The organism is Microbacterium sp. R86528, from assembly GCF_044596335.1.
Taxonomy (GTDB): Bacteria; Actinomycetota; Actinomycetes; order Actinomycetales; family Microbacteriaceae; genus Microbacterium; species Microbacterium marmarense.
This window is the reverse complement of record NZ_CP138996.1, coordinates 635,048-655,388: the sequence shown is the minus strand read 5'-3', so window position 1 is coordinate 655,388 and position 20,341 is coordinate 635,048. Positions and strand designations below refer to the sequence as shown.

Genomic DNA, 20,341 nt, shown 5'->3' with positions numbered 1-20,341 from the left:
AACGGGGTCACCTGTGCAGAAGGTTGGAACGGTGCCCGTTAACGACCATTCACAGTTGATGCACAGCCGGTGTTAGACCTTCAGCAGGGCGAGGGCATCGGCGGCGCGGTCGGTCACGATTCCGTCGACTCCGAGCGCGACCAGCCGGCGCATATCGTCGGGTTCGTTCACCGTCCACACGTGCACTTCCACCCCGTGTCGGTGCGCAGCTTCGAGCAGCCGCGGGCTCACCACCCGCAGTGCCCCGTGCCGCTCGGGCAGCTGCAGCGCATCAATGCCGTCTAGTGCTGCAGCGACGCCTCGCCGCGAGCGGATGGTGAGGGCGAGAATCAGTCGTGCGACCGTGGCCGAACCGGCGGAGGTAGCTGGTCGTTGCGCAGGGTTCGCGTGGAGCGCGGATTCGAGGGCTCGGCGTCGTCGCTGGTCGGAAAAGCTTGTCAGCAGAACTCGGTCGGCAAACGGTCCGACGATGGTTCCGGCGGCTTCTGCCGCAGCATCCGCCTTCACATCGATGTTGAACCGAACATCGGGAAACGAATCGAGCGCTTGAGCCAAAGTCACCAGTCCACCGCGTTCCGCCATGAGTTGCTCTAGCTCGCGCAGATCGACCTCGTCGATGCGCCGCTTGTCGTCGGCGATCCGCAGCAGCTCGTCGTCGTGAAAGAGCACCACTTCGCCATCCCGGGTGAGATGGCAATCAGACTCAAGATAGATCGCGCCTGCCGCATGCGCCGCCGCTACTGCCGCGAAGGAGTTCTCGACGATGCCGGCCGAGAGCGCGTCATCTGTCACCAGCCCACGATGGGCGAGCACGCGAGGTGTCTCGGACGCGTCAAACCAGGGGTGCGGCGCGGGCGGTTCAGACATCCGATCCGGGTGTTGGTGCAGTGCGTGCTTCAGTTGCGATGGAGTCTGCTTCAGAGGCTGCCTGTTTTGCCGCCGCCACAGCCTCTTCAGCGGTGGCGCGGCTCGTCGACTCACGTTTTGCCTTTGGCGTTGCACTCTCGTCGGTGGGAGGAGGGGTTGACCCGGTGCGTCCAGCAAACGCCGCACCGATTCCCTGCAACGCCTGCGTCATCTCGCTGGGCACGATCCACAGCTTGCTCGATGGACTGTCAGCGATCTTCGGAAGAGTCTGCAGGTACTGGTAAGCCAGCAGCTTCTCGTCGGCATCACCGACGTGAATCGCGTTGAACACCATTTCGATGGCCTCTGATTCGCCCTGCGCGCGCAGAACCGAGGCGAGCTTGTCGCCCTCGGCGCGCAAGATCTCGGCTTGTCTGCGACCTTCCGCTTCAAGAATCTGCGACTGCTTGGATCCTTCCGCGGTGAGGATCGCAGCGCGACGATCGCGTTCCGCGCGCATCTGCTTCTCCATCGAGTCTTGGATTGAGAGCGGCGGATCAATCGCCTTGAGCTCGACACGCGATACGCGAATGCCCCACTTTCCTGTCGCCTCGTCGAGCACCACGCGAAGCTTGCTGTTGATTTCGTCGCGGCTCGTAAGCGCCTCTTCGAGGTTCAAACCACCCACCACGTTTCGCAGCGTCGTGGTCGTGAGCTGCTCTACCGCGCCCAGGTAGTTCGCGATCTCATAGGTCGCCGCACGCGCGTCAGTCACTTGGAAGTACACGACGGTGTCGATGGAGACGACGAGGTTGTCTTCGGTGATCACCGGTTGCGGCGGAAAAGATACGACTTGCTCGCGCAGATCGATGAGCGGTCGAACGCGATCGATGAACGGAACGAGGATGTTCAATCCAGGCGCAAGTGTTCGCTGATATTTACCCAGGCGCTCGACGACTCCCGCATTGGCTTGGGGAATGATGCGAATTGAGCGAAAGATAACCACGACCACGAATATCGCGATGACGATCAGCAGGATCACTATGAATATCTGGCCGACAAAGGCCCCAACGTCAACCATTCTTGGTGGTCCTTTCGAGGGGAGAGGGGGGAGCGGAAACTTCGACGGTCGCGCCGAGCACCCGGGTTACTGACACTCGTGTGCCGACCGCCAGCAGCGAATCTGAGACGTCTTCTGGAAGCCGTGCAGACCACGTTTCGCCGTTATCAAGCTTCACAGTGCCGTTGCCTTCGGTAAATGCGCCGATCACGCGACCGGACATACCGAGAATCGCGTCGACGTTCATCGGCACGTCTGCGGAGCCACGGCGCAGTGCTTTGAGCAGAAGCGGGCGAATCGTGAAGAGCAGCAGAGCCGAGACAACGGCGGCGGCGGCTATCTGCAGCCACCAGGCCCCACCCAGAAGGTTCACCCCGAGGCCGCCGATGAGCGCGCCCGCCGCGAGCATAAGAAAGGTGAACTCAAGCGTGAGCAACTCGATGATGACGAAGATCAGCACGAGGGCAAGCCAGAGAATCCACATGTACTGCGTGAGATCTGGCAACATCGCCCATCCTTTCGATGACTTGTTTGAAGACTACCAACGAGGGGGTCAGCGGTGCCCGATTGGTAGGGTCGAATATGATTTCACGTTCGGTGGAATCGCTCAGAACCACCCAGGAGTGCACAATGACACAGCCTCTCGCTCAGGGAGCGCTCACCGGCCGCACGGCCCTCGTGACCGGATCTTCTCGTGGCATCGGCGCCGACACGGTGCGATACCTGGCCGAGGCCGGCGCAAACGTGGTGATCAACTTTCGCAACAAAGCTCCGCGTGCCGAGAAACTGGCGCGTGAGCTGCGCGAACTGGGAGTCGAGGTGTTGGTCGTGGGTGCCGACCTCACAGATCGGGCTTCTGTCGATGCGATGTTCGCTGAGGTGCAGTCCACTTTCGGCTCGCTCGACATCCTGGTGCTGAATGCATCTGGGGGTATGGAATCGGGTATGGCTGAGGACTACGCCCTCGCGCTCAACCGTGATGCCCAGGTGCGTGTCCTTGAGGCTGCCACCCCGCTGCTGTCGAAGCACGCACGCGTGGTCTTCGTCACCAGCCACCAGGCGCACTTCATTCGCACGACGCCCACGATGCCGGAATACGTGCCGGTCGCACTCTCTAAGCGGGCGGGTGAAGATGCCCTGCGGGAGATGATTCCCGCTCTCGACGATCGCGGCATCAGTTTCGTCGTGGTGTCGGGCGACATGATCGAGGGCACGATCACCGCCACGCTGCTCGAACGTGCTAACCCCGGGGCGATCGCCTCGCGCCGTGACTCGGCGGGCAAGCTCTACAACGTGTCGGAGTTCGCGGCCGAAGTCGCCAAGGCTGCGGTGGAAGAGGTTCCCGAGAACAATACAAAGCTGGTGGGCGACACTTCTTCGTTCGTGGGTGAATGACCGATGCGCGCGCAAGACATTGAGACGCTGGTTTCGGTCGGGCGCCCGACCCTGGCAGCAGATGCGACGTTTGCCATCTTCGCAACGTCGCGCCCTGACATTGCGGCCAATCGTGCTGTCGGGCAGTTGTGGCGAGCGGAATTGCCCGCAGGCACGCTGACTCGCATGACTCGCGGTGTGTCCGACAGCTCGCCGCAGCTTTCCCCCGATGACGCGAGCGTCGCGTTCTTACGCGCTGACACCAACGGCAAGCCGCAGATCCATGTCGTCGCCGCCAATGGTGGTGAACCAGTGCAGACGAGTGATGCCCCGCTCGGCGTATCCAGCTTCCGATGGTCGCCCGCGGGAGATTCAATTGCGTTCGTTGCGCGGGTAGCGGATCCCGGTCGGTACGGTGACATTGAAGGCCTGGATGCTTCGGCGGAAGCACCGCGCCACATCACCGGCATCCGCTGGCATGCGAACGGCCTGGGCTATACCGGTGATCGCCCCGCACACGTGTTTGTCGTCGACGCGCCGAACCTAGACGCGGAGCCATTCTACGAAGCGGCACCGGCCGTTGTTGACGCGCACAGTCCGGCACCCGAGAGACGTGTATTGCAGAGCATGCCTCGGCAGCTGACCTTCGGGCCGGCCTCTCACAGCGCCGTGGTGTTCAGTGAAGATGGCAGCGAGATTCTGACCATTCCTGATGTCGCAGAGCACATTCGGCGTGATCTTCGCAGCCGTTTGATTGCGGTGGCGGTGGACGGCACCGGGGAACGCGAGATCGTGAGCGCCGAGGCGCGACTGTCCATCCAAGAGGTTGCGATCGCACACGACGGCAACATCGCGTTGCTCGCACACGAGCTCGCCAACAGCGACGTCGACTTTGTCGCACCGATGGTGGGACTCTGGGTGCTCGAGGCGGGAGCTCCACGGCGATTGACCGATAAGACGCTCGACCTCGGTGAGGTGGGCAGTCACATCACTAGCCTCGATGACGGGTTCTTGGTGCAGGATCGCACTCACGGTCGGTTGAGGCTCGTGAAGATCTCGACGACAGGTGACGCAGAAGAGGTGCTCGGCGGGAGCGTCGAAGTCACCGCTCACGCGGCGGCGGCCCAGACGATGGTGGCAGCTGTGCAGGGACAGGATTCGTACGGCGAACTCATCGTGATCGATGGCGGCGGAGTCCGCACGTTGACCTCGTTTGGAGATGCCGCCGCTGCCACCGGGATTGTGACTCCTCGTGAGCTCACGGTTGAAGGTCGCGACGGCTATCCCGTGCACGGATGGGTAGCCACCCCTGCCGGCGACGGGCCGTTTCCTGTTGTACTGCAAATTCACGGCGGCCCATATGCCTCATATGGCATTCACCTTTTCGATGAGACGCAGGTGCTCGTCGATGCGGGCTACGCGGTGGTCTATTCCAATCCGCGCGGATCTGCCGGCTATGGTCGCGAGCACGGGTTGAGCATTCGCGGACAGATGGGCACCGTTGACTTTGCCGACGTGATTGATTTTCTGGATGGTGCGATTGCCGCGGATTCGCGGCTTGAGAGCGATCGAGTTGGCGTCATGGGCGGGTCCTATGGTGGCTACCTCACGGCGTGGATCATCGCTCACGATCACCGTTTCGCAGCTGCCATCGTGGAACGTGGCTTTCTCGACCCGGTGTCTTTTCAGGGAACGAGTGACATCGGTACTTTCTTCGGTGATGAGTATGTCGGTGTCGATGGTGCCGCTGTGGCGCGTCAGAGTCCGATGGCCGTGGTGGCCCAGGTCTCGACTCCTACTCTTGTCGTGCATTCGGAACTCGACTTCCGCTGCCCGCTCGAGCAAGCCACGCGCTATTTCTCGGCACTGAAGCGCAACGGTGTTGACGCTGAGATGCTGATCTTTCCTGGCGAGGACCATGAACTCACCCGTGCGGGGCAACCGCGACACCGTGTGCAGCGTTTCGACGCGGTGCTCGAGTGGTGGGCGCGCTTCCTTCCGGTTCGCTAGCGCGCAAAAGAAGAACGGCCTGGATGAATCCAGGCCGTTCTTCTTTTTACAAGCTGTTGATCAGGCTTTCTTACCGAAGGTGAATGCGCGGACCACGTTGATGATACCGAGGACGATCAGCAGGATGCCGAGCAGCCACCAGAGCGCGAATGCGCCCCACAGCGGCGTGAAGACCAAGTAGAGACCGGCAATGATGCTGACGATCGCGAAGAAGATCGTCCATCCTTTGGAAGCAGCGTCGCCCAGTGTCGACAGCGATACGATGCCTTCGACGATCCACATGATGCCGATCAGAATGGCGAAGAATACTGCGAACCATCCGGTGGCTACCTGGAGGTTGGCGAACATGATGATGCCGGCGGCGATGAACACGAGGCCGAGCACGATGTGACCGACGCGGGCCCAACCGCCCTTCTGCTTCGAGAAGATACCGAGGCCACCGTAGATAAGGCCGGCGGCGATCGCGTACACGGCGATGATGGCAGTCACGACGGAAGCCGTTGCGCCGGGCCATGCGAGGATCAGTACACCGACGATGATTGCGAGGAGGCCGCCGACGCCGAGCGCGGTGCGGATTCCGTTTACTGCCGACTTTTCGGCGGATTCCATGGACATGCGTGGGCCTTTCTGGGAGTTAGCTGTGAGCGTGCGGGTTACAGCTTAGACGTCCTCGTCGCTGACGGCGAGTTCGGTGGGGGAGTGTTGCAATCTTGTGGCTGCGTGAGTTCGTTCAACCGAGCAACAGGGTGACGAAGATCAGTACAGGTACGCAGCCGATCGTGGTGACAAGCACGGTGTCGCGCGAGATCGTCTCGCCAATGCCGTAGCGCTGCGAGTAATTGAAGACGTTCTGTGCGGTCGGGAGAGCCGCGAGCACCGTGATGACAAGCACGTCGTGAGCGCCCAGTCCGAAGACGAACTCGGCGACGGCCCATGCGATGAACGGCATCGCGAAGAGCTTGAGCGACGACGCCAGCACGATGTCTCGGCGTCTGCCAGACGATGACAGTACGCGTTGCCCGTGAAGTGAGATGCCGTAGCTGATGAGCAAAATAGGCACGCACGCGTTGGCGATGAGGATTGCCGGCTCAATGACGATCGGGGGGAGTTCAATTCCCGATACCGAGACGAGGGTTCCTAATGTCGACCCGAGAACGATCGGGTTTGTCAGTGTGCGCCCGATCGTGCGCCACACGCTTGTTCGGCCGGAAGTGACAGCATCCATAATCGCGATTGTCACGGGAGTGAACACGAGCAGCTGCAGCAGGATCACCGGTGCAGGGTACGCAGCGCTGCCGAGCAGATAGAGCGAGAGGGGAATGCCGATGTTGTTCGAATTGACCTGCCCGGCCGACAGTAGGCCGACCACGGTCTCGCCCAACGAGCGTCGCCATACGAAGCGAGCGATGAGTGCATAGATCAGAAAGACGGCGACGGCGGCGATTGCCGACACCGGCAGAAGCGCTGAGAACAGGGTTTGCACGTCGGCTTGTGAGAGCACGACGAAAAGAAGAAACGGTGACAACACAAAGAAGGTCAGCCGCGCGAGAACCGGGCGTGCGTGCTCGCCCAGGAGGTCAATTCGCCCGATGATCCAGCCGACGACGATTGCCACACCCACGACGGCGAACCCGGTGAGCGACTCCAGCATGAGCAAAGCCTAGAGATGGGGCCGTGAAGACAGCGAATCGACAACGTGAATCTGAAAGACTGACGGGTGTGGAGGAACACCTGTCGGGCGGCAATATGTCACCCGTCCTTCGATCGGGCGCGACGGTGCGTCGTGAGACGGGGGAGTGGACTCCTGCCGTTCACAAGCTGCTGAACACAATGACCTCAATTGACGAGGTGCCAGCGGTGATTGGTCTCGATGATGCCAACCGCGAGGTGCTCACCTTCTTACCCGGTGAAACGCTGGCCGGCGCAGATCCGGCTGTGCTGTGGTCTGAGAGCGTTCTGACTTCGGCCGCGCAACTGCTGAGAAGAATGCACGATGCCTCGGTAGAGCTTGTCGGCGAAGACTGCCTCGTATGGCGTTCGCCCGCACATCAGCCCATCGAGGTGATTTGTCATAACGATTTCGCGCCGTACAACTTGATCATGCGCGGGGGTGTGCTGAGCGGGGTTATCGACTTTGATTTCGCGTCGCCGGGGTCGCGTGTGTGGGATCTCGCATATCTCGCGTACCGCTTGGTGCCGTTCGCTGAAGACGCCCCACACGCTGAACTGCTGAACCGGTCACAGCGCCTTGTGGCACTAGTCAATGCATATGGCATGCCGTTCACGCCGGACGATGTTGTGAGCGTGATTGTGCAGCGACTCGATGAACTCGAGACGTTTACGCGGGCCCGAGCCGCTGACACAGGGCGGGCCGAGTTCTTGGCTCATGCGGCTATGTATCGACGTGATGCTGAGCGGCTGAAGCTCTGGAAAAGCGCGTAACCAATTACCACCGATAATGCACATTATGACAATACGCCTGTGAGGTGCTCCCTCCCTTCCGTCAAGTTCGAGTCCTGCAGCCCTTCGCTTGCTAATGGAGTCGATGATCCGTTCGCTCTTGATCTCGTGCTCCATCTGCGCCAGAGCGGCCATCATCGTAAACAGCATCGAACCCATCGGAGTCGCCGTATCAGCATCTTCGCCCCCGCGATTCAGGACACGACGACCGGCACCAACTCGGCGCAGCTCTTCCGCAAACGCAAGCAAGTTCTGCGTGGACCGTCCGAGCCTGTCGAGCGTGGTGATGACAAGCGTGTCGCCTCTTTCGAGTGCTTCGACGGCGCGATCAAACTCTGGGCGTGACGCTCTGGCGCCTGAGACACCGTTGTCGATATACAAATCGTCACGCCGGACGCCCGCCGCGCGCAGATCGACCTCTTGCCTGTCATTGGACTGCTGACGCGTCGAGACTCGCGCGTACCCCATCAGCTTTCCCATGACGCTCCCCCGGTCTCCCATAACTAATGGTGAGTACTCGACTTCAAGCATTAGCTTGTGACACATAGTTACGGGACTCACGATCAGAAGGTCGCTGGAGGCGCCGCGGTTGCTCAGTCGATTCTGGAACGTGCTGAAACTCTAGGGATATGAGACGTCTGGCCATCGCGGCGTAAATTGCCAGTTCGGCGCTCCTGGGCGGTGATCTGTGATCACTCCGTGCCGCATCGCACGGGATACCAAACGGAGAGTCTCCAAGGCGAAATCGCGTTGTTTCGAGTTCCCCTTGGCTCCTGCTGCTAGATTCTGGGATAGCGCGGGACCAAAGGGGGATCTGTCAGATGGCACGTGAAACGGACTTCGATCATGACCAGGTTGGTCATCTGCTTGCGGATCATCTGATTGAAGTTCCGCGTTTCCAGCGCAGATATGCCTGGACTACAGACAACGTTGGGGAATATCTCAGCGATCTCGCGGAAGCTCGATCGAAGGACCGAGACTACTTCGTTGGCACCGTCGTCCTCACGCAGCCTGAGGAGGACAGCTACAGGCGACGGGTCGTCGACGGCCAACAACGGCTCGCGACGACGTCACTATTGCTACTGGCGATCCGCGACCGCCTCATGGAGTTGGGAAAAGATGAACAAGCTAGACGGGTCGAAGAGCGGTATCTACGAGGCTACGAGCTTCAAGCTGAGGGTGTGTTCGAAAGACTCGCGCTAGGGCCACATGACAGCGATGCCTATCTAGAACTCCTCAATGAGGAGGTGAGCGCGGGCAACGAAGGCCACCCGCTCGTAGCTTCCTATCGACTCTGCATCGAGCACGTCACAGAGCTCACGCCTGACGTCGACTCGTATACCGAGCTCATGGAAATCGTGAATCAGCTGGAGAAGCGTGTCCAGATCCTGGTGGCCGTAGCGTCAGGAATCCAAGAGGCCTATGTGATCTTTGAAACGCTCAACGATCGCGGCGCTGACCTCACAACCGCGGATTTGCTCAAAAACTACTTGTTCAGCGCGTCCGGCTCCTACCTCTCGACCGTGGAGCACAAATGGGTGCAGCTGGAGGCTGCGTTCGAGAAGCCCGAGGATCTTGTTCGACTCATTCGGTTCGAGCTGATTTCTCGCGTCGGTCCCGTCCGAACGAGCAAGCTTTATCGTGCAATCCAGGAAGACATCGGCCAAAACGGGACTACCGCAAGTGCCTACCTCAATCGCCTCGTTAGAGCAAAGGACACATACGTGGCCCTTCGTGACCCTGAGAGTGACTACTGGCACAGCGAAAAAGTGGATGTCCGTGACTCACTTCTGGCCTACCGTCGCTTCCAGTTCGAGAGCAGCATCCCGGTGGTACTCGCCGCCTTTGCTACGTGGGACTATGACGATGCTTGCAGACTGCTCAATAAAGTACTCATGTGGTCAGTTCGTGCCCTGTTCGCCGGAAATATCGGCGCGAAACTGGCTGAGGAAACTTTTGGTAGCACGGCTGCATCCGTCTCGTCCGGCGAATCCGTGAACCAGCTAGACGTGCGGAAGTCGCTGGACAAGTTGATTCCCAGCGACGACGAGTTCCGGTTGGCCTTCATCCGCTATGGCGTTATGCCCAGTTCGCGCGTCAAGTATGTTCTCGGGATGATCGAGCGTGTGGAGTCCGAGCTCGCTGGCCGTGACACGAGCGCCCTCGACTGGTCATCACGAGGAGTGACGATCGAGCATATTCACCCGAAGTCCAAACCGACGTCACTCGGCCCAGGAGCCCCAGTGACTTTGGTGGATTATGTCGGTAACCTCACTCTGCTCGAGAAGAAGCTCAATAAGAATCTAGGGTCAAAGCTCCCCGCGGAGAAGAAATTGGTCTACGCGCAGTCGGGTTTCACCATGACTCGCAACCTCACATCACTGGACGCCTGGAGCGCGGATACCGTTCATTCTCGAATGACCGTGTTGGCGGATCTGGCGTGCCGCGCGTGGACTAACAACTAGCTCAGCCGCTGCGTGGTGGTACTGGCTTGCCGCCCCGGCTTGTCCGGAGGGCGTTTTGCTGGTCGTAGCCGCGGCGAGGATGTCACATGTGCTCATGCACTTGGTGTTCTGTCTCGTAACCTCGGTGTGCCGTAACTCATGAGATGCAACACAGTCGCGTCCCAGCGGTGTGTCACCGCAGGGACTGGCAAGACGCCCCATATCCCTAGGGTTTCGATACACCCGCCAATGGGCTGCGCTCGGGGTTTCTACTATGAAGTAATCCCGCCCGGGTAGAGGAGTGCGCGCGTCTGCCGAAGACTACGACCGTCGAAGCGCGCGGACAAGCAACCAGACTCCCACCGCCGTGCTGGCGATGGACCCTGCAACGATGGCATTGGTGGTCACCACCGGCGTGAAAAAGAGGCCAAACCACGGAATGCCGAAATCGTCCATCGAGGGCCCGTAGAAATCGGAGCTGTTCGAACTCACAACATCCGAAGAAGTGACCCCGGCGACAACAAAGTACGTGGCCGCTATAACCCCGGTCGCGAAAGGAATAGCTGTGGCCGTGATCTTCTCCCATCGTCGCCATGCAGGGGAAACCCATACCAATACGAATCCGGGCAGCGCACCGACGAGAGGGAGGGCATAGTTACCGAAAGCGACCGCGAGGCTCGCCAGCACGACGTAGAGTCGCGAAGTCATCGCCGGCTTGCGGTGCGGAGCAGCCTCCGATTCTTCTCGTCTAGCTTCCGCCGCGATAAGTGCAGGATCGCCCAGTTGAGCAATGCGCTCTCGTGCAGCGGATGAATCGAGGGTGGCGAGTTCCTCCTCGACACCGGCCCGAATATCGCTAGCGATCTGCACGGGAATCTCTGCCAATGCAGCGTCTAGTTCACGCAGGTAACGTGTCACTTCGATCGGTTCGTCAGTGTTCTCCATCGAGTCCTATAACTTCGCTAGATCTTGCCGTCAGACGGACTAGCGCCCTCCCCAAAGACCAAGTACCACCAGTCGTGCTAAAACACCCCTACGACTACGAGGAGCTTGAATGCTGCTGTGCCGCTTCGGCGCGAAGGCCGGATAAGCACCTGACGCCTGAGGAGCCTGCCCTAGGCGCTTCCACCGATGTTGCGACCCCAAGGAATATCGAAGCGTTTTCTCGTAGTGGGATCCTTGTCGCCAGCGGCGCGTGCGGCACGAATTTCTTCTTCGCTCATCGGCCGACCGGTGAGCAACCACTTCAAGCGCGTCCGCAGCGAGGGCTTCTCTTGGTTATCCATAGCAGCCTCCATATTCAGGTCTTATTCCACAGTGCCTTAGCTCCACTCACCTGTCCAGATCGACGTATCCATCCAATTCGTCGAGCGTCTCAAGCGCATCGGCTTACGGATAGGCGGGTCGTCCGATCACAGCCGGTCGCGCCAAGGGCCGATTCGCGTTGCAAGTCAGCGATCGGCGCGCGACCCGAGCTCAGCACCGAGTCTGGGGCGGAGTGCTGCTGTGCCAGCGCAAGCCGCAAGTACGGGCCAGCGACGGCGGGACACAGTCTTAGTCTTTGGCTCTTCGCTCGCGAGTAGATCTGAGTGAGCGACGCGCCGGATGTGAGCCCAAGGTCAGTGAGCGAACGCTCCGCAATGGATATGACCTCGCCCTCGTAGACGTCATCGAATGGCGAAGCGGCCAGGAGCGTCTTTGCATGTTCGTTCAACTGCGTGCCGCTCGCCTTGAGTCCCGCCAACAACTCTTCACGGGAAAGATGCCCGACAGAAACCTCTGTAGGTGCGTCGTTGGACAGGTCCGGCGGTGTCATGACTTGAGGCTATTCGCGGAAAGCACCACGACGGGCGGCCCGCCGAGCGTTCGTGGAACCAGATCGCGAACCGTTCCAGTCCTGATAAGCCGACGTAGGATCGATTGATGATCAAGCGGAGGCATGTTCCTGCACTCGTAGCTATTCCCCTTGCTCTCACCTTGGCTCTCGCGGGATGCGCCACTGGCTCATCAGACGTGGACAACGTCGAAGGCTCCCCCGCGGTCGCTGAGCTGAGCGAGCGCTTGGGTGAGACGACGGTTGCGATCAGTGCTTGGCAAGACGCAGAAGATCTAGCGGAACTCAAGCAAGCGGCCGAACAGGTGCGCAACCTCGTCACGGGCGAGGCCGGGCCATACTACGGCGATGCCGATGGTGACGATATTGTCACTGGCGCGGCGACGGTGGGCGTACTCCCCGGCCTCGAAGGCGAACCAGGTCTCGCGAGCATCATCGAAGGTGACTGCCTTGAGCAGGATGTCTTAGGCGGCGACTGGTCTGCCCCTGCAGAGCGATGGCAGATTCTTGACGACGCAATCGTGGCATGGGCTCCTACGAACAACACTTTTCCGTCGCTACCCAGCCACCCGCAACGCACGATCGGTTGGGCCACGCTCGCGCTGAACGAAGACGACCTCGAAACCGCGCGCGAATTCGCCAGCCACGCGCAGCTGCACATCAACGTGTCGGCTGCCGCGTTGCAAAACTGCGATTGAACTGCCGCGCTGCTTTTCCAACGCCACCCACACCGACAGGAGTGAAACATGATCGACTTTCCCATGCACGACGAAGAATCCGCACCCGAGGGCAGCAAAGAGCTTCTCGCCAAATCGAAGAAGCAGAACGGCCGTATTCCGGGCCTTCACGCCACCATGGCTGAGGCCCCCGGCCTGCTCGACGGCTACCAGCAGCTGCACCGTCTCTTTCTCGAGTCGAGCTTTGATGACGACGAGAAGACCGTCGTTTGGCAAACGATCAACGTTGAGCACGAATGTCACTACTGCGTGCCCGCCCACACCGGAATTGCCAAGCGCATGAAGGTTGACGATGCCATCACCGATGCTCTTCGCGATGGCACTCCCCTGCCGACCGACCGTCTCGAAGCGTTGCGCACCTTCACCCTGCAAATGGTTCGTGAACGCGGCAATGTGGGAGACGCCGAGTTGCAGGTGTTTCTCGACGCTGGCTTCACGAAGCGTCAGGTGCTCGAAGTCGTGCTCGGTCTGTCACAGAAGGTGATGTCGAACTACACCAACCACCTTGCGCACACTCCCCTAGATGCGCCCAACGAGAAGTATGCGTGGGATGGCGTCATCTCGCAGCCGTAGCGGCTAGCACTGATCACGTAGAGCGCGGTGTCCATCCGAAGGGATTTGGGCCACCGCGCTCTGCGCGTTCTTGGTCCGTCGTGGCTGACCAGCCCTGCGCAGCATCCACTGAATCGAATCCACCACGAGCCAGGCGAAAGCCGACATCGTCGTGGTGCATTCGAGGTGCTCCTCCGCGTCGAACTGACGCACGAACGCTCCACGCATCATCGGCGAAGCCGCCACCTCGAAAGACTCGATAGTCGTTGTATCGTGCGGGATCCAGCAGATCCCAGCACCACTCCCAGACATTGCCGAGAGTGTCGAAGAGTCCGTTGAGATTGGGATGCTTGCCGCCCACATTCTGCGGGGCACTGACGCCGTCTGCGCTTGTCCACGCGATCTCGGCAAGCGGCCCATAGTGCGGGGCCGTGGAACCCGCCCGGCAGGCAAACTCCCATTCCGCTTCTGTCGGCAGACGGAAGCCGTCAGCATCAACATGCCACGTCACGTCTTCGCCGTCGAAGCTGTAGGCACTGTCAAGCCCTTCCCACTCCGATGCGGCGTTGCAGAAATGCACGGCCCGCAGCCAGCTGACGTCGCTTGCTGGACGGCGCGGGAAAGCAGCAGACACGCCGAGGATCTCGGCGAGCTGTGACTGGGTCACCGCGTAGACGCCGATCTCGAAGGCCTCAAGGTTGACGCTCCTGCGGCTCTTGGTTCGTGCGTCGTGTAACGTGACGTTTCCGCCCGCCACGCGCGTCGTTTCAATGTCGTCCACTCAGGAACTCTGGGCGTTCTCCTGCGCTGACGACTGCAGGATCTCTTCGATGTCGTCGACGAATGCGTTGTAGCCGGCAATCGTCGCGGCAATCTGGTCGTCGCTGAAGTCAGAGCGATCTTGGCTGATGGTGAGCTGCGTTGCCCCGCCTACTTCTTCGATGTCGAACAGCACAGGCAAACCTGCGTCACTGCCAGGCTGGTCTGTCAACGTCATGGCGACGTGTGAGGGACGTTCCACAGCGATGTAGGTGCCCGCCCAGTTGATCGCGCCGCCCTCTGGAAGTTTCATTTCGGCACGAAACTGTCCACCGGGCCAGACCTCCATGCGAAGAGCCTCGAGCGGCACTTCGACGACGGCCGTGCCGAACCACACCGCAAAGTGCTTAGGCAGAGTGATGACGTCGAAGACTTGTTCCTTCGAGGCGCCTAGTGTGCGTACCACGGTGAAGTAATCAGGCATGAGCACCATTCTGCACCCCCGGGGTGAACTCCTACGCGGTCAACGCCGCCTGATCACTCCAGCGCGGAATCGCTCGGCGTAATCGTGGTCCACTGCCCGAACTTGGGCTGGCGCCCATCACCAGAAGACGTGCCCCTCAGCCGGCGTTGCACCCAAGGGCCGACGTGCTCACGGTAGTAATCCAAGCCGCGCGGCGCCGACGCAGGCAAGGGAGGCAAAGACCACCAGACTGTGGGTGGTTCCAGGCCGAGTGCGGTGATCACCCGCGCGGCGACGCGATGATGGCCCCGGGCGTTCATGTGCAGGCGATCCTCAGACCAGTACGGCGGCGTCGCCAACTCGCGATCAAACCAGTTGAACGCGCGAATGATGTCGCGTCGATCGTTGAAGCGAGAATCAACCGCGCGCGAGAGCAAGTCACCCCGTCGCTGGATGAGGCGGCTGAGCGGAAGCTGCCCCGACGGGTTGGCACCCGACAGCATGATCACCTTCACGCCCTCCTCATCGCATCGCTCGATCACTCGCCGAAACGAGTCCACAACGGTCGCGACGCTCGTTCTCGGGCGCAACATATCGTTGCCGCCGCCGTTGAACGACAGGTGGGTAGGACGAAGCGCCAAGGCGGGCTCAAGCTGTTCTTCGACGATTGGGCGAACGAGCTTGCCGCGGATCGCGAAGTTGGCGTATTCGACACTCTCGCCGCTCGCGTCGGCCCAGCCCTGAGCGGTCAGGTCGGCCCAACCTCGAACGTGGCCATCAGGGAGTTCGTCGCCGACTCCCTCGGTGAATGAATCGCCGATGGCGACGTAGCGAACTTTTGACACCTCTCCACCCTAGGGCGGCGGGCCGACGGGCGACGACGCCAGGAATTCACACCCCAACGGAACCACCGGGCTGAATCATCGTCATATGCGCTACCGAGCCATCGCTGCGCGCAGGGTGTCGAGACCGACGCCACCGATATCGAGCGCACGCTTGTGGAACTGCTTGATCGAGAAGTCCTCGCCGTCTCGCTCAGCAACGTCGTCTCGCAACTGCTCCCAGATTCGCTGACCCACTTTGTATGAGGGCGCCTGGCCGGGCCAGCCGAGATAGCGGTTGACCTCGAACTGCACGAACTCGTCAGACATGTTGACGTTTCGCCGCATGAACTCAAGGGCGTAGTCAGCATCCCAAACGCCCTGACCATCGGGCCGAGGCTTTGCCAGATGCACGCCGATGTCGAGAACGACACGCGCAGCACGCATGCGCTGACCATCGAGCATGCCGAGACGATCGGCAGGGTCTTCGAGGTAGCCGAGCTGTTCCATGAGCCGCTCTGCGTAGAGCGCCCAGCCTTCAGCGTGGCCAGAGGTGCCGCCGAGGAGACGGCGCCATGAATTCAACTGGCCACGGTTGTAGACAGCCTGTGCGATCTGAAGGTGGTGACCCGGGATGCCCTCGTGATAAACCGTGGTGAGCTCGCGCCAGGTGTCGAACTCGGTGACTCCTTCTGGCACCGACCACCACATGCGGCCGGGGCGCGAGAAGTCGTCGGTGGGACCGGTGTAGTAGATGCCGCCCTCTTGTGTGGGCGCGATCATGCACTCCAGGTCGCGGATGGGTGGAGCAATGTCGAAGTGAGTTTTACCCAGCTCTTCAACTGCGCGGTCACTTGTCTGTTGCATCCACTTCTGCAACGCTTCTGTGCCGATCAGCTTGCGGGTGGAGTCTTTCTCAAGAAATTCGATCGCCTCTTCGACGGTGGCGCCAGGAAGAATCTCGTTGGCGATGGACTCTTGCTCGGCGACCATTCGGGCGAGCTCCTGAATCCCCCACTCATAGGTTTCGTCAAGATCAATCGTGGCGCCGAGGAAACGACGGGAGTGCAGTTCGTAGAGCTCGCGTCCGACGGCATCGTTTTCAGATGATGCTGGCTCGAGGGTAGATGTCAAGAACGACCCGAGTGAGTTGTAGGCCGAGCGTGCCGCGTCGGCACCCTCGTTCAGCTCACCGATGAGATCGGCCGGCAAATCGCCTTCGTCTATCGAAGCGCCGGCGACAAAAGAGGTGAAGAAGCCAGAGTCGTCGGTGTAGCGCGCGATCTGTGCGGCAACTTCGCGCACCTGGCGTCGGGCCGGGGTGATGTTCTGGGCGATCCCTTCGCGAAGGGTTTCAACGTATCCCTCAATGGCGGCGGGAACGGCTTTCAACCGTGTTGCGATGGTCTTCCAGTCTTCAACGGAATCTGTCGGCATGAGATCGAACGCCGAGCGAATGTCTTGAGCCGGAGAGGCGATGACGTTCAGATCGCGCAAGTGCCAGCGTGCCTCGTGCACATCGAGGAGCAGCTGCAGATCGCGCGAGAGGTCGTCTTGAGTGACGATATCGATCTCATCGACCGGTGTCGCCGCCTGCAAATCAGCCAACGCAGCGCGGGCTGCTTCGGCGATCTGCGCAGCACCCGCCGGGCTGTAGTCGGCGAAACGGTCGTTGAACTCGAATCGACCGATGTAGGTGGCCAAGATCGGCTCAAGCTCAGCGAGTGTGTCTACCCAGGCCTCAGCGATTGTGTCGATGGGTGTGGGCGTGCGAGGTGTTTCTGTCATACCCCGAGCCTAAATCTTGTCGGCTCAGATCGCGTGAGCGTCAGTGTGCTGCTTCATCCCAATTCGCCCCACGGCCGATCTGAACGTCGAGCGGAACCGTCAGCGAGGCAGCATCGCCCATACGCGTGCGCACAATCTGCTCGGCGGCATCCCACTCCCCCGGAGCCACCTCGATGACGAGCTCATCGTGGATCTGCATGAGCACACGGGACGCGAGGCCCTGCGCGCGCAGTTCGTCGTGAATATGGAACAGCGCGATCTTCATGATGTCGGCCGCGCTGCCCTGAATAGGCGCGTTGAGAGCGGCGCGTTCGGCGTTCTCGCGCAACACTCTGTTGGGGCTGGAAAGGTCGGGGAAGGGCCGTCTTCTGCCGAAGATCGTCTCGGTGTAGCCATCGATTTTGGCCTGCTCAACGGATGAGCGCAGATAGTCGCGCACCGCACCGAAACGAGCGAAGTACTCCAGCATCAGCTGTTTGGCCTCGGACTGCTCGATGCGCAGTTGCTTCGACAGCCCAAATGCCGACAGACCGTAAACGAGGCCGTACGACATGGCCTTGACCTTGGTGCGCATCGCGGCGGTCACTTCGCTCGGATCAACACCGAACACGCGCGCACCGACGAACCGGTGCAGGTCTTCACCCGAGTTGAACGCCTCGATCAGCCCCGGGTCTTCTGACAGGTGCGCCATGATGCGCATTTCGATCTGTGAGTAGTCCGCGGTCAGCAGTGTCTCGTAGCCATTGCCGACTTGGAAGGCAGCGCGGATGCGCCGGCTCTCTTCGTTGCGCACCGGGATGTTCTGCAGGTTCGGGTCAGTGCTCGACAGGCGACCGGTCTGGCTGCCGGTCTGCACGTAGGTGGTGTGAATGCGATTGTCGGCGCCGATAGCGGTATCGAGTGACTCGATGATCTGGCGCAACTTCGTTGCTTCGCGGTGCTGCAAGAGCAAATCGAGGAACGGGTGCGGGTTCGTCCGCTGCAGGTCGGCGAGACCCGCAGCATCCGTCGAGTACCCCGTCTTGGTCTTGCGTGTCTTCGGCAGCTGCAGATCTTCGAACAGCACCTCTTGCAACTGCTTGGGCGAGCCCAGGTTCACCTCTCGGCCGATGGTCGTGAAGGCTTGTTGAGCGATCGAATCGGCGCGAGTGCCGAGTTCCGCCGAGAACGCCGAGAGCTCGTCATGCGACACAGCGACGCCTGCGAGCTCCATATCGGCGAGGACGAGAAGAGACGGCACCTCGATGTCGGTCAATACGGTTGTCACGCTGTCGGGCATGTCAGCGCGCAATGCCTCGGCGACACGCACGGTGAACCACGAGAGCTGACCAGGAGTTGCTCCCTCGGTCTCGGGAACGAGCTGGCTCGGGTCGGCCTCGGGAAGCTTCTCATCGAGGAATCGTTCTACCAGGTGGCCCAGCGTCTTGTCGGGAAAACTCGGCCTCAGCAGCCACCCAGCGATGAGCGTGTCAAACGCTAGACCGCCCAGCACAACATCGGCGCGGCGAAGTGCCTTGACCTGCGCCTTCGCGTCGTTCATGATCTTGGGCGCATCAGAAACCAGCCAAGGGATCAGCACAGCGGATGCTTCTGCATCCCATGCCGCCTCAATAGCGCTGTCACTCGTTGCCAAGCCGAGGCGCTGAGGGAGCCCGCGCTCGGTGAGCACTGTGAGGCCGACTTCGGCGGTGGCAGCCTCAAGCCAGGCTTGCAGGTCTGCTCCCGTTGGCTCGGTGGTGGCTGGCATGGCAACGGCCGGCGCGCTGGCAGCATCGCTGGTCGCTTGATCAGCTCCGGTGGCTTCAAGTACCCGGGGTAGGAGCGCTCGGAACTCGAGGCGCGCGAAGATCTCACGCACCGCCTGCGCGTCGATGGGATTGACGGCGAGTTCGTCGGGGCCGAGCGCGAGCTCGACGTCGGTGAGCAGTCGGTTGAGCTTGCGGTTGCGGCGCACATCGTCGAGGTGTTCGCGCAGGTTTCCGCCGACGACGCCCGTGACCTTGTCAGCGTTGTCGATCAGTTCTTGAAGTGAGCCGTACTGCTTGAGCCACTTGACCGCAGTCTTCTCCCCCACCTTGGGCACGCCTGGCAGGTTGTCACTCGTCTCACCGACGAGGGCGGCGATGTCGGGATACTGCTCGGGTGGCACGCCATAGCGCTCGATGACCGCTTCACGGTCATAGCGCTTGAGCTGCGAGACCCCCTGCACGTTCGGATAGAGCAGCGTCACGTCGTCATTGACCAGCTGGATGGTGTCACGGTCGCCCGAGCACACCAGCACGTTGTAGCCGGCGGCCGCTCCTTGGGTCGCCAGCGTGGCCAGAATGTCGTCTGCTTCGAAGTCGGGCTTGAGCAGCACGGGAATGTTCATCGCGCCGAGACACTCTTGCAGCAACGGGATCTGGCCCTTGAACTCGGCGGGTGACTCCGAGCGGTTTGCCTTGTATTCGGTGTACTCACGGGTGCGGAAGGACTCGCGAGAGGTATCGAACGCGACGGCAAGGTGCGTCGGCTTCTCGGCTTTGACGAGATTGACGAGCATGGACAAAAAGCCATAAATGCCGTTGGTGTGCTGGCCGTCTTTTGTGGAGAAGTTATCCACCGGCAGCGCGTAGAACGCGCGGTAGGCGAGCGAATGGCCGTCGATAACGAGAAGGGTAGGCTTTGCGGAGTCCGTCACCCTGCAAGCGTAGCCGCGGGTGGCGACATGGCTCTCGCACTGTTGCTCGACCGAAGGTGAATCATGGCATCTGACCTCCCCGCTGACATCGATGGTTTGGCCTGGGCGGCTGAAAGAGGCCTGGGCGCGCTTGCCGAGAAGATGGGCATGCGATTCACCGAGTTCACGATTGAACGCTGTGTGGCCACCATGCCCGTCGAGGGCAACACGCAGCCGGTGGGGCTGCTGCACGGCGGCGCTTACGTCGTGCTGGGCGAATCGCTCGGGTCAATGGCCGCGAATCTGCACGCGGGCCCTGGGCGGCTCGCAGTGGGGGTCGACATCAACGCGACTCACACCCGCCCCGCGACTTCGGGCATCGTGACCGGAGTCTGCACGCCCGTTCATCTCGGGCGAAGCATGACGGTGCATGAGATCGCCGTGAGCGATGACCAGGGCCGGCGTTGCTCGACCATTCGCATCACGAACATGATCAAAGAAATGCCCGCCGCGAACTGATCAGTCCGTGACGGG

General features: G+C 60.9%; 20 protein-coding genes and 1 pseudogene. 7 read left to right on the top strand and 14 right to left on the bottom strand.

Annotated elements, in window-relative coordinates; all coding sequences use genetic code 11:
• Positions 1 to 72 precede the first annotated feature (72 nt).
• The 3 genes from SJY18_RS03215 to SJY18_RS03205 are packed head-to-tail and all read right to left on the bottom strand — an operon-like array spanning position 73 to position 2,414.
• Positions 73 to 867, bottom strand: coding sequence for a glycerophosphodiester phosphodiesterase family protein (locus tag SJY18_RS03215; protein ID WP_396668364.1), 795 nt, complete (start codon positions 865 to 867; stop codon positions 73 to 75).
• Positions 860 to 1,927 (bottom strand): SPFH domain-containing protein, encoded by a 1,068-nt coding sequence (locus SJY18_RS03210; RefSeq protein ID WP_337337852.1) that lies wholly within the window; start codon positions 1,925 to 1,927, stop codon positions 860 to 862. Before SJY18_RS03210 ends, SJY18_RS03215 begins: the two co-directional genes overlap by 8 nt.
• Entirely contained in the window at positions 1,920 to 2,414 is a 495-nt protein-coding gene (locus SJY18_RS03205; RefSeq protein ID WP_337337853.1) for an NfeD family protein, read from the bottom strand. Before SJY18_RS03205 ends, SJY18_RS03210 begins: the two co-directional genes overlap by 8 nt.
• A gap of 122 nt (positions 2,415 to 2,536) precedes the next feature.
• On the opposite strand from SJY18_RS03205, the gene SJY18_RS03200 reads away from it, so the two are divergent.
• The gene (locus SJY18_RS03200) at positions 2,537 to 3,301 is read left to right on the top strand and encodes an SDR family oxidoreductase (protein WP_337337854.1); all 765 of its coding nucleotides are present in this window, start codon (positions 2,537 to 2,539) and stop codon (positions 3,299 to 3,301) included.
• A 3-nt stretch (positions 3,302 to 3,304) separates the two neighbouring features.
• Complete coding sequence (locus SJY18_RS03195; protein WP_396668363.1) at positions 3,305 to 5,290, top strand: S9 family peptidase; 1,986 nt, start codon at positions 3,305 to 3,307, stop codon at positions 5,288 to 5,290.
• Between the two features lie 60 nt (positions 5,291 to 5,350).
• Here SJY18_RS03195 and SJY18_RS03190 read toward each other — a convergent pair whose 3' ends face one another.
• Positions 5,351 to 5,905 (bottom strand): DUF308 domain-containing protein, encoded by a 555-nt coding sequence (locus tag SJY18_RS03190; protein ID WP_396668362.1) that lies wholly within the window; start codon positions 5,903 to 5,905, stop codon positions 5,351 to 5,353.
• A gap of 115 nt (positions 5,906 to 6,020) precedes the next feature.
• Positions 6,021 to 6,941, bottom strand: a complete 921-nt coding sequence (locus SJY18_RS03185; protein WP_396668361.1) for an AEC family transporter — start codon at positions 6,939 to 6,941, stop codon at positions 6,021 to 6,023.
• 68 nt (positions 6,942 to 7,009) lie between these two features.
• Between SJY18_RS03185 and SJY18_RS03180 the strand changes: the two genes are divergently transcribed.
• Complete coding sequence (locus SJY18_RS03180; protein ID WP_396668873.1) at positions 7,010 to 7,732, top strand: phosphotransferase; 723 nt, start codon at positions 7,010 to 7,012, stop codon at positions 7,730 to 7,732.
• Positions 7,733 to 7,786: 54 nt separating this feature from the next.
• Here SJY18_RS03180 and SJY18_RS03175 read toward each other — a convergent pair.
• Positions 7,787 to 8,230: pseudogene (locus SJY18_RS03175) on the bottom strand (recombinase family protein); the annotation flags it as partial.
• A 341-nt stretch (positions 8,231 to 8,571) separates the two neighbouring features.
• Here SJY18_RS03175 and SJY18_RS03170 point away from each other — a divergent pair.
• The gene (locus tag SJY18_RS03170) at positions 8,572 to 10,215 is read left to right on the top strand and encodes a DUF262 domain-containing HNH endonuclease family protein (RefSeq protein ID WP_337337860.1); all 1,644 of its coding nucleotides are present in this window, start codon (positions 8,572 to 8,574) and stop codon (positions 10,213 to 10,215) included.
• A 300-nt stretch (positions 10,216 to 10,515) separates the two neighbouring features.
• Here the strand turns inward: SJY18_RS03170 and SJY18_RS03165 are convergent, their stop codons facing one another.
• The 3 genes from SJY18_RS03165 to SJY18_RS03155 all read right to left on the bottom strand — a co-directional run bounded on the left by SJY18_RS03165 (position 10,516) and on the right by SJY18_RS03155 (position 12,010).
• Positions 10,516 to 11,139: an HAAS signaling domain-containing protein gene (locus SJY18_RS03165; RefSeq protein ID WP_396668360.1), complete on the bottom strand. Its 624-nt coding sequence runs from the start codon at positions 11,137 to 11,139 to the stop codon at positions 10,516 to 10,518.
• A gap of 170 nt (positions 11,140 to 11,309) precedes the next feature.
• On the bottom strand, positions 11,310 to 11,480 hold the full coding sequence (locus tag SJY18_RS03160) for a hypothetical protein (protein ID WP_396668359.1): 171 nt from the start codon (positions 11,478 to 11,480) through the stop codon (positions 11,310 to 11,312).
• Between the two features lie 89 nt (positions 11,481 to 11,569).
• Complete coding sequence (locus SJY18_RS03155) at positions 11,570 to 12,010, bottom strand: hypothetical protein (RefSeq protein ID WP_396668358.1); 441 nt, start codon at positions 12,008 to 12,010, stop codon at positions 11,570 to 11,572.
• Between the two features lie 107 nt (positions 12,011 to 12,117).
• Between SJY18_RS03155 and SJY18_RS03150 the strand changes: the two genes are divergently transcribed.
• Both SJY18_RS03150 and SJY18_RS03145 read left to right on the top strand, forming a co-directional pair.
• Positions 12,118 to 12,726: a hypothetical protein gene (locus SJY18_RS03150; RefSeq protein WP_396668357.1), complete on the top strand. Its 609-nt coding sequence runs from the start codon at positions 12,118 to 12,120 to the stop codon at positions 12,724 to 12,726.
• A 48-nt stretch (positions 12,727 to 12,774) separates the two neighbouring features.
• Positions 12,775 to 13,338 carry a carboxymuconolactone decarboxylase family protein gene (locus SJY18_RS03145; RefSeq protein ID WP_396668356.1) on the top strand — a complete coding sequence of 188 codons (564 nt, stop codon included), beginning with the start codon at positions 12,775 to 12,777 and terminating at the stop codon, positions 13,336 to 13,338.
• A gap of 13 nt (positions 13,339 to 13,351) precedes the next feature.
• Here SJY18_RS03145 and SJY18_RS03140 read toward each other — a convergent pair whose 3' ends face one another.
• The 5 genes from SJY18_RS03140 to polA all read right to left on the bottom strand — a co-directional run bounded on the left by SJY18_RS03140 (position 13,352) and on the right by polA (position 19,828).
• Positions 13,352 to 14,098 (bottom strand): formylglycine-generating enzyme family protein, encoded by a 747-nt coding sequence (locus SJY18_RS03140; RefSeq protein WP_396668355.1) that lies wholly within the window; start codon positions 14,096 to 14,098, stop codon positions 13,352 to 13,354.
• Positions 14,099 to 14,560, bottom strand: a complete 462-nt coding sequence (locus SJY18_RS03135) for an SRPBCC domain-containing protein (protein WP_396668354.1) — start codon at positions 14,558 to 14,560, stop codon at positions 14,099 to 14,101. It abuts the gene before it with no gap.
• A gap of 53 nt (positions 14,561 to 14,613) precedes the next feature.
• Positions 14,614 to 15,384 carry an SGNH/GDSL hydrolase family protein gene (locus SJY18_RS03130; RefSeq protein ID WP_396668353.1) on the bottom strand — a complete coding sequence of 257 codons (771 nt, stop codon included), beginning with the start codon at positions 15,382 to 15,384 and terminating at the stop codon, positions 14,614 to 14,616.
• A 90-nt stretch (positions 15,385 to 15,474) separates the two neighbouring features.
• Positions 15,475 to 17,148 (bottom strand): DUF885 domain-containing protein, encoded by a 1,674-nt coding sequence (locus SJY18_RS03125; protein WP_396668352.1) that lies wholly within the window; start codon positions 17,146 to 17,148, stop codon positions 15,475 to 15,477.
• 40 nt (positions 17,149 to 17,188) lie between these two features.
• The gene (polA, locus tag SJY18_RS03120; protein WP_396668351.1) at positions 17,189 to 19,828 is read right to left on the bottom strand and encodes a DNA polymerase I; all 2,640 of its coding nucleotides are present in this window, start codon (positions 19,826 to 19,828) and stop codon (positions 17,189 to 17,191) included.
• Between the two features lie 63 nt (positions 19,829 to 19,891).
• On the opposite strand from polA, the gene SJY18_RS03115 reads away from it, so the two are divergent.
• The gene (locus SJY18_RS03115; protein ID WP_396668350.1) at positions 19,892 to 20,326 is read left to right on the top strand and encodes a hotdog fold thioesterase; all 435 of its coding nucleotides are present in this window, start codon (positions 19,892 to 19,894) and stop codon (positions 20,324 to 20,326) included.
• Positions 20,327 to 20,341 lie beyond the last annotated feature (15 nt).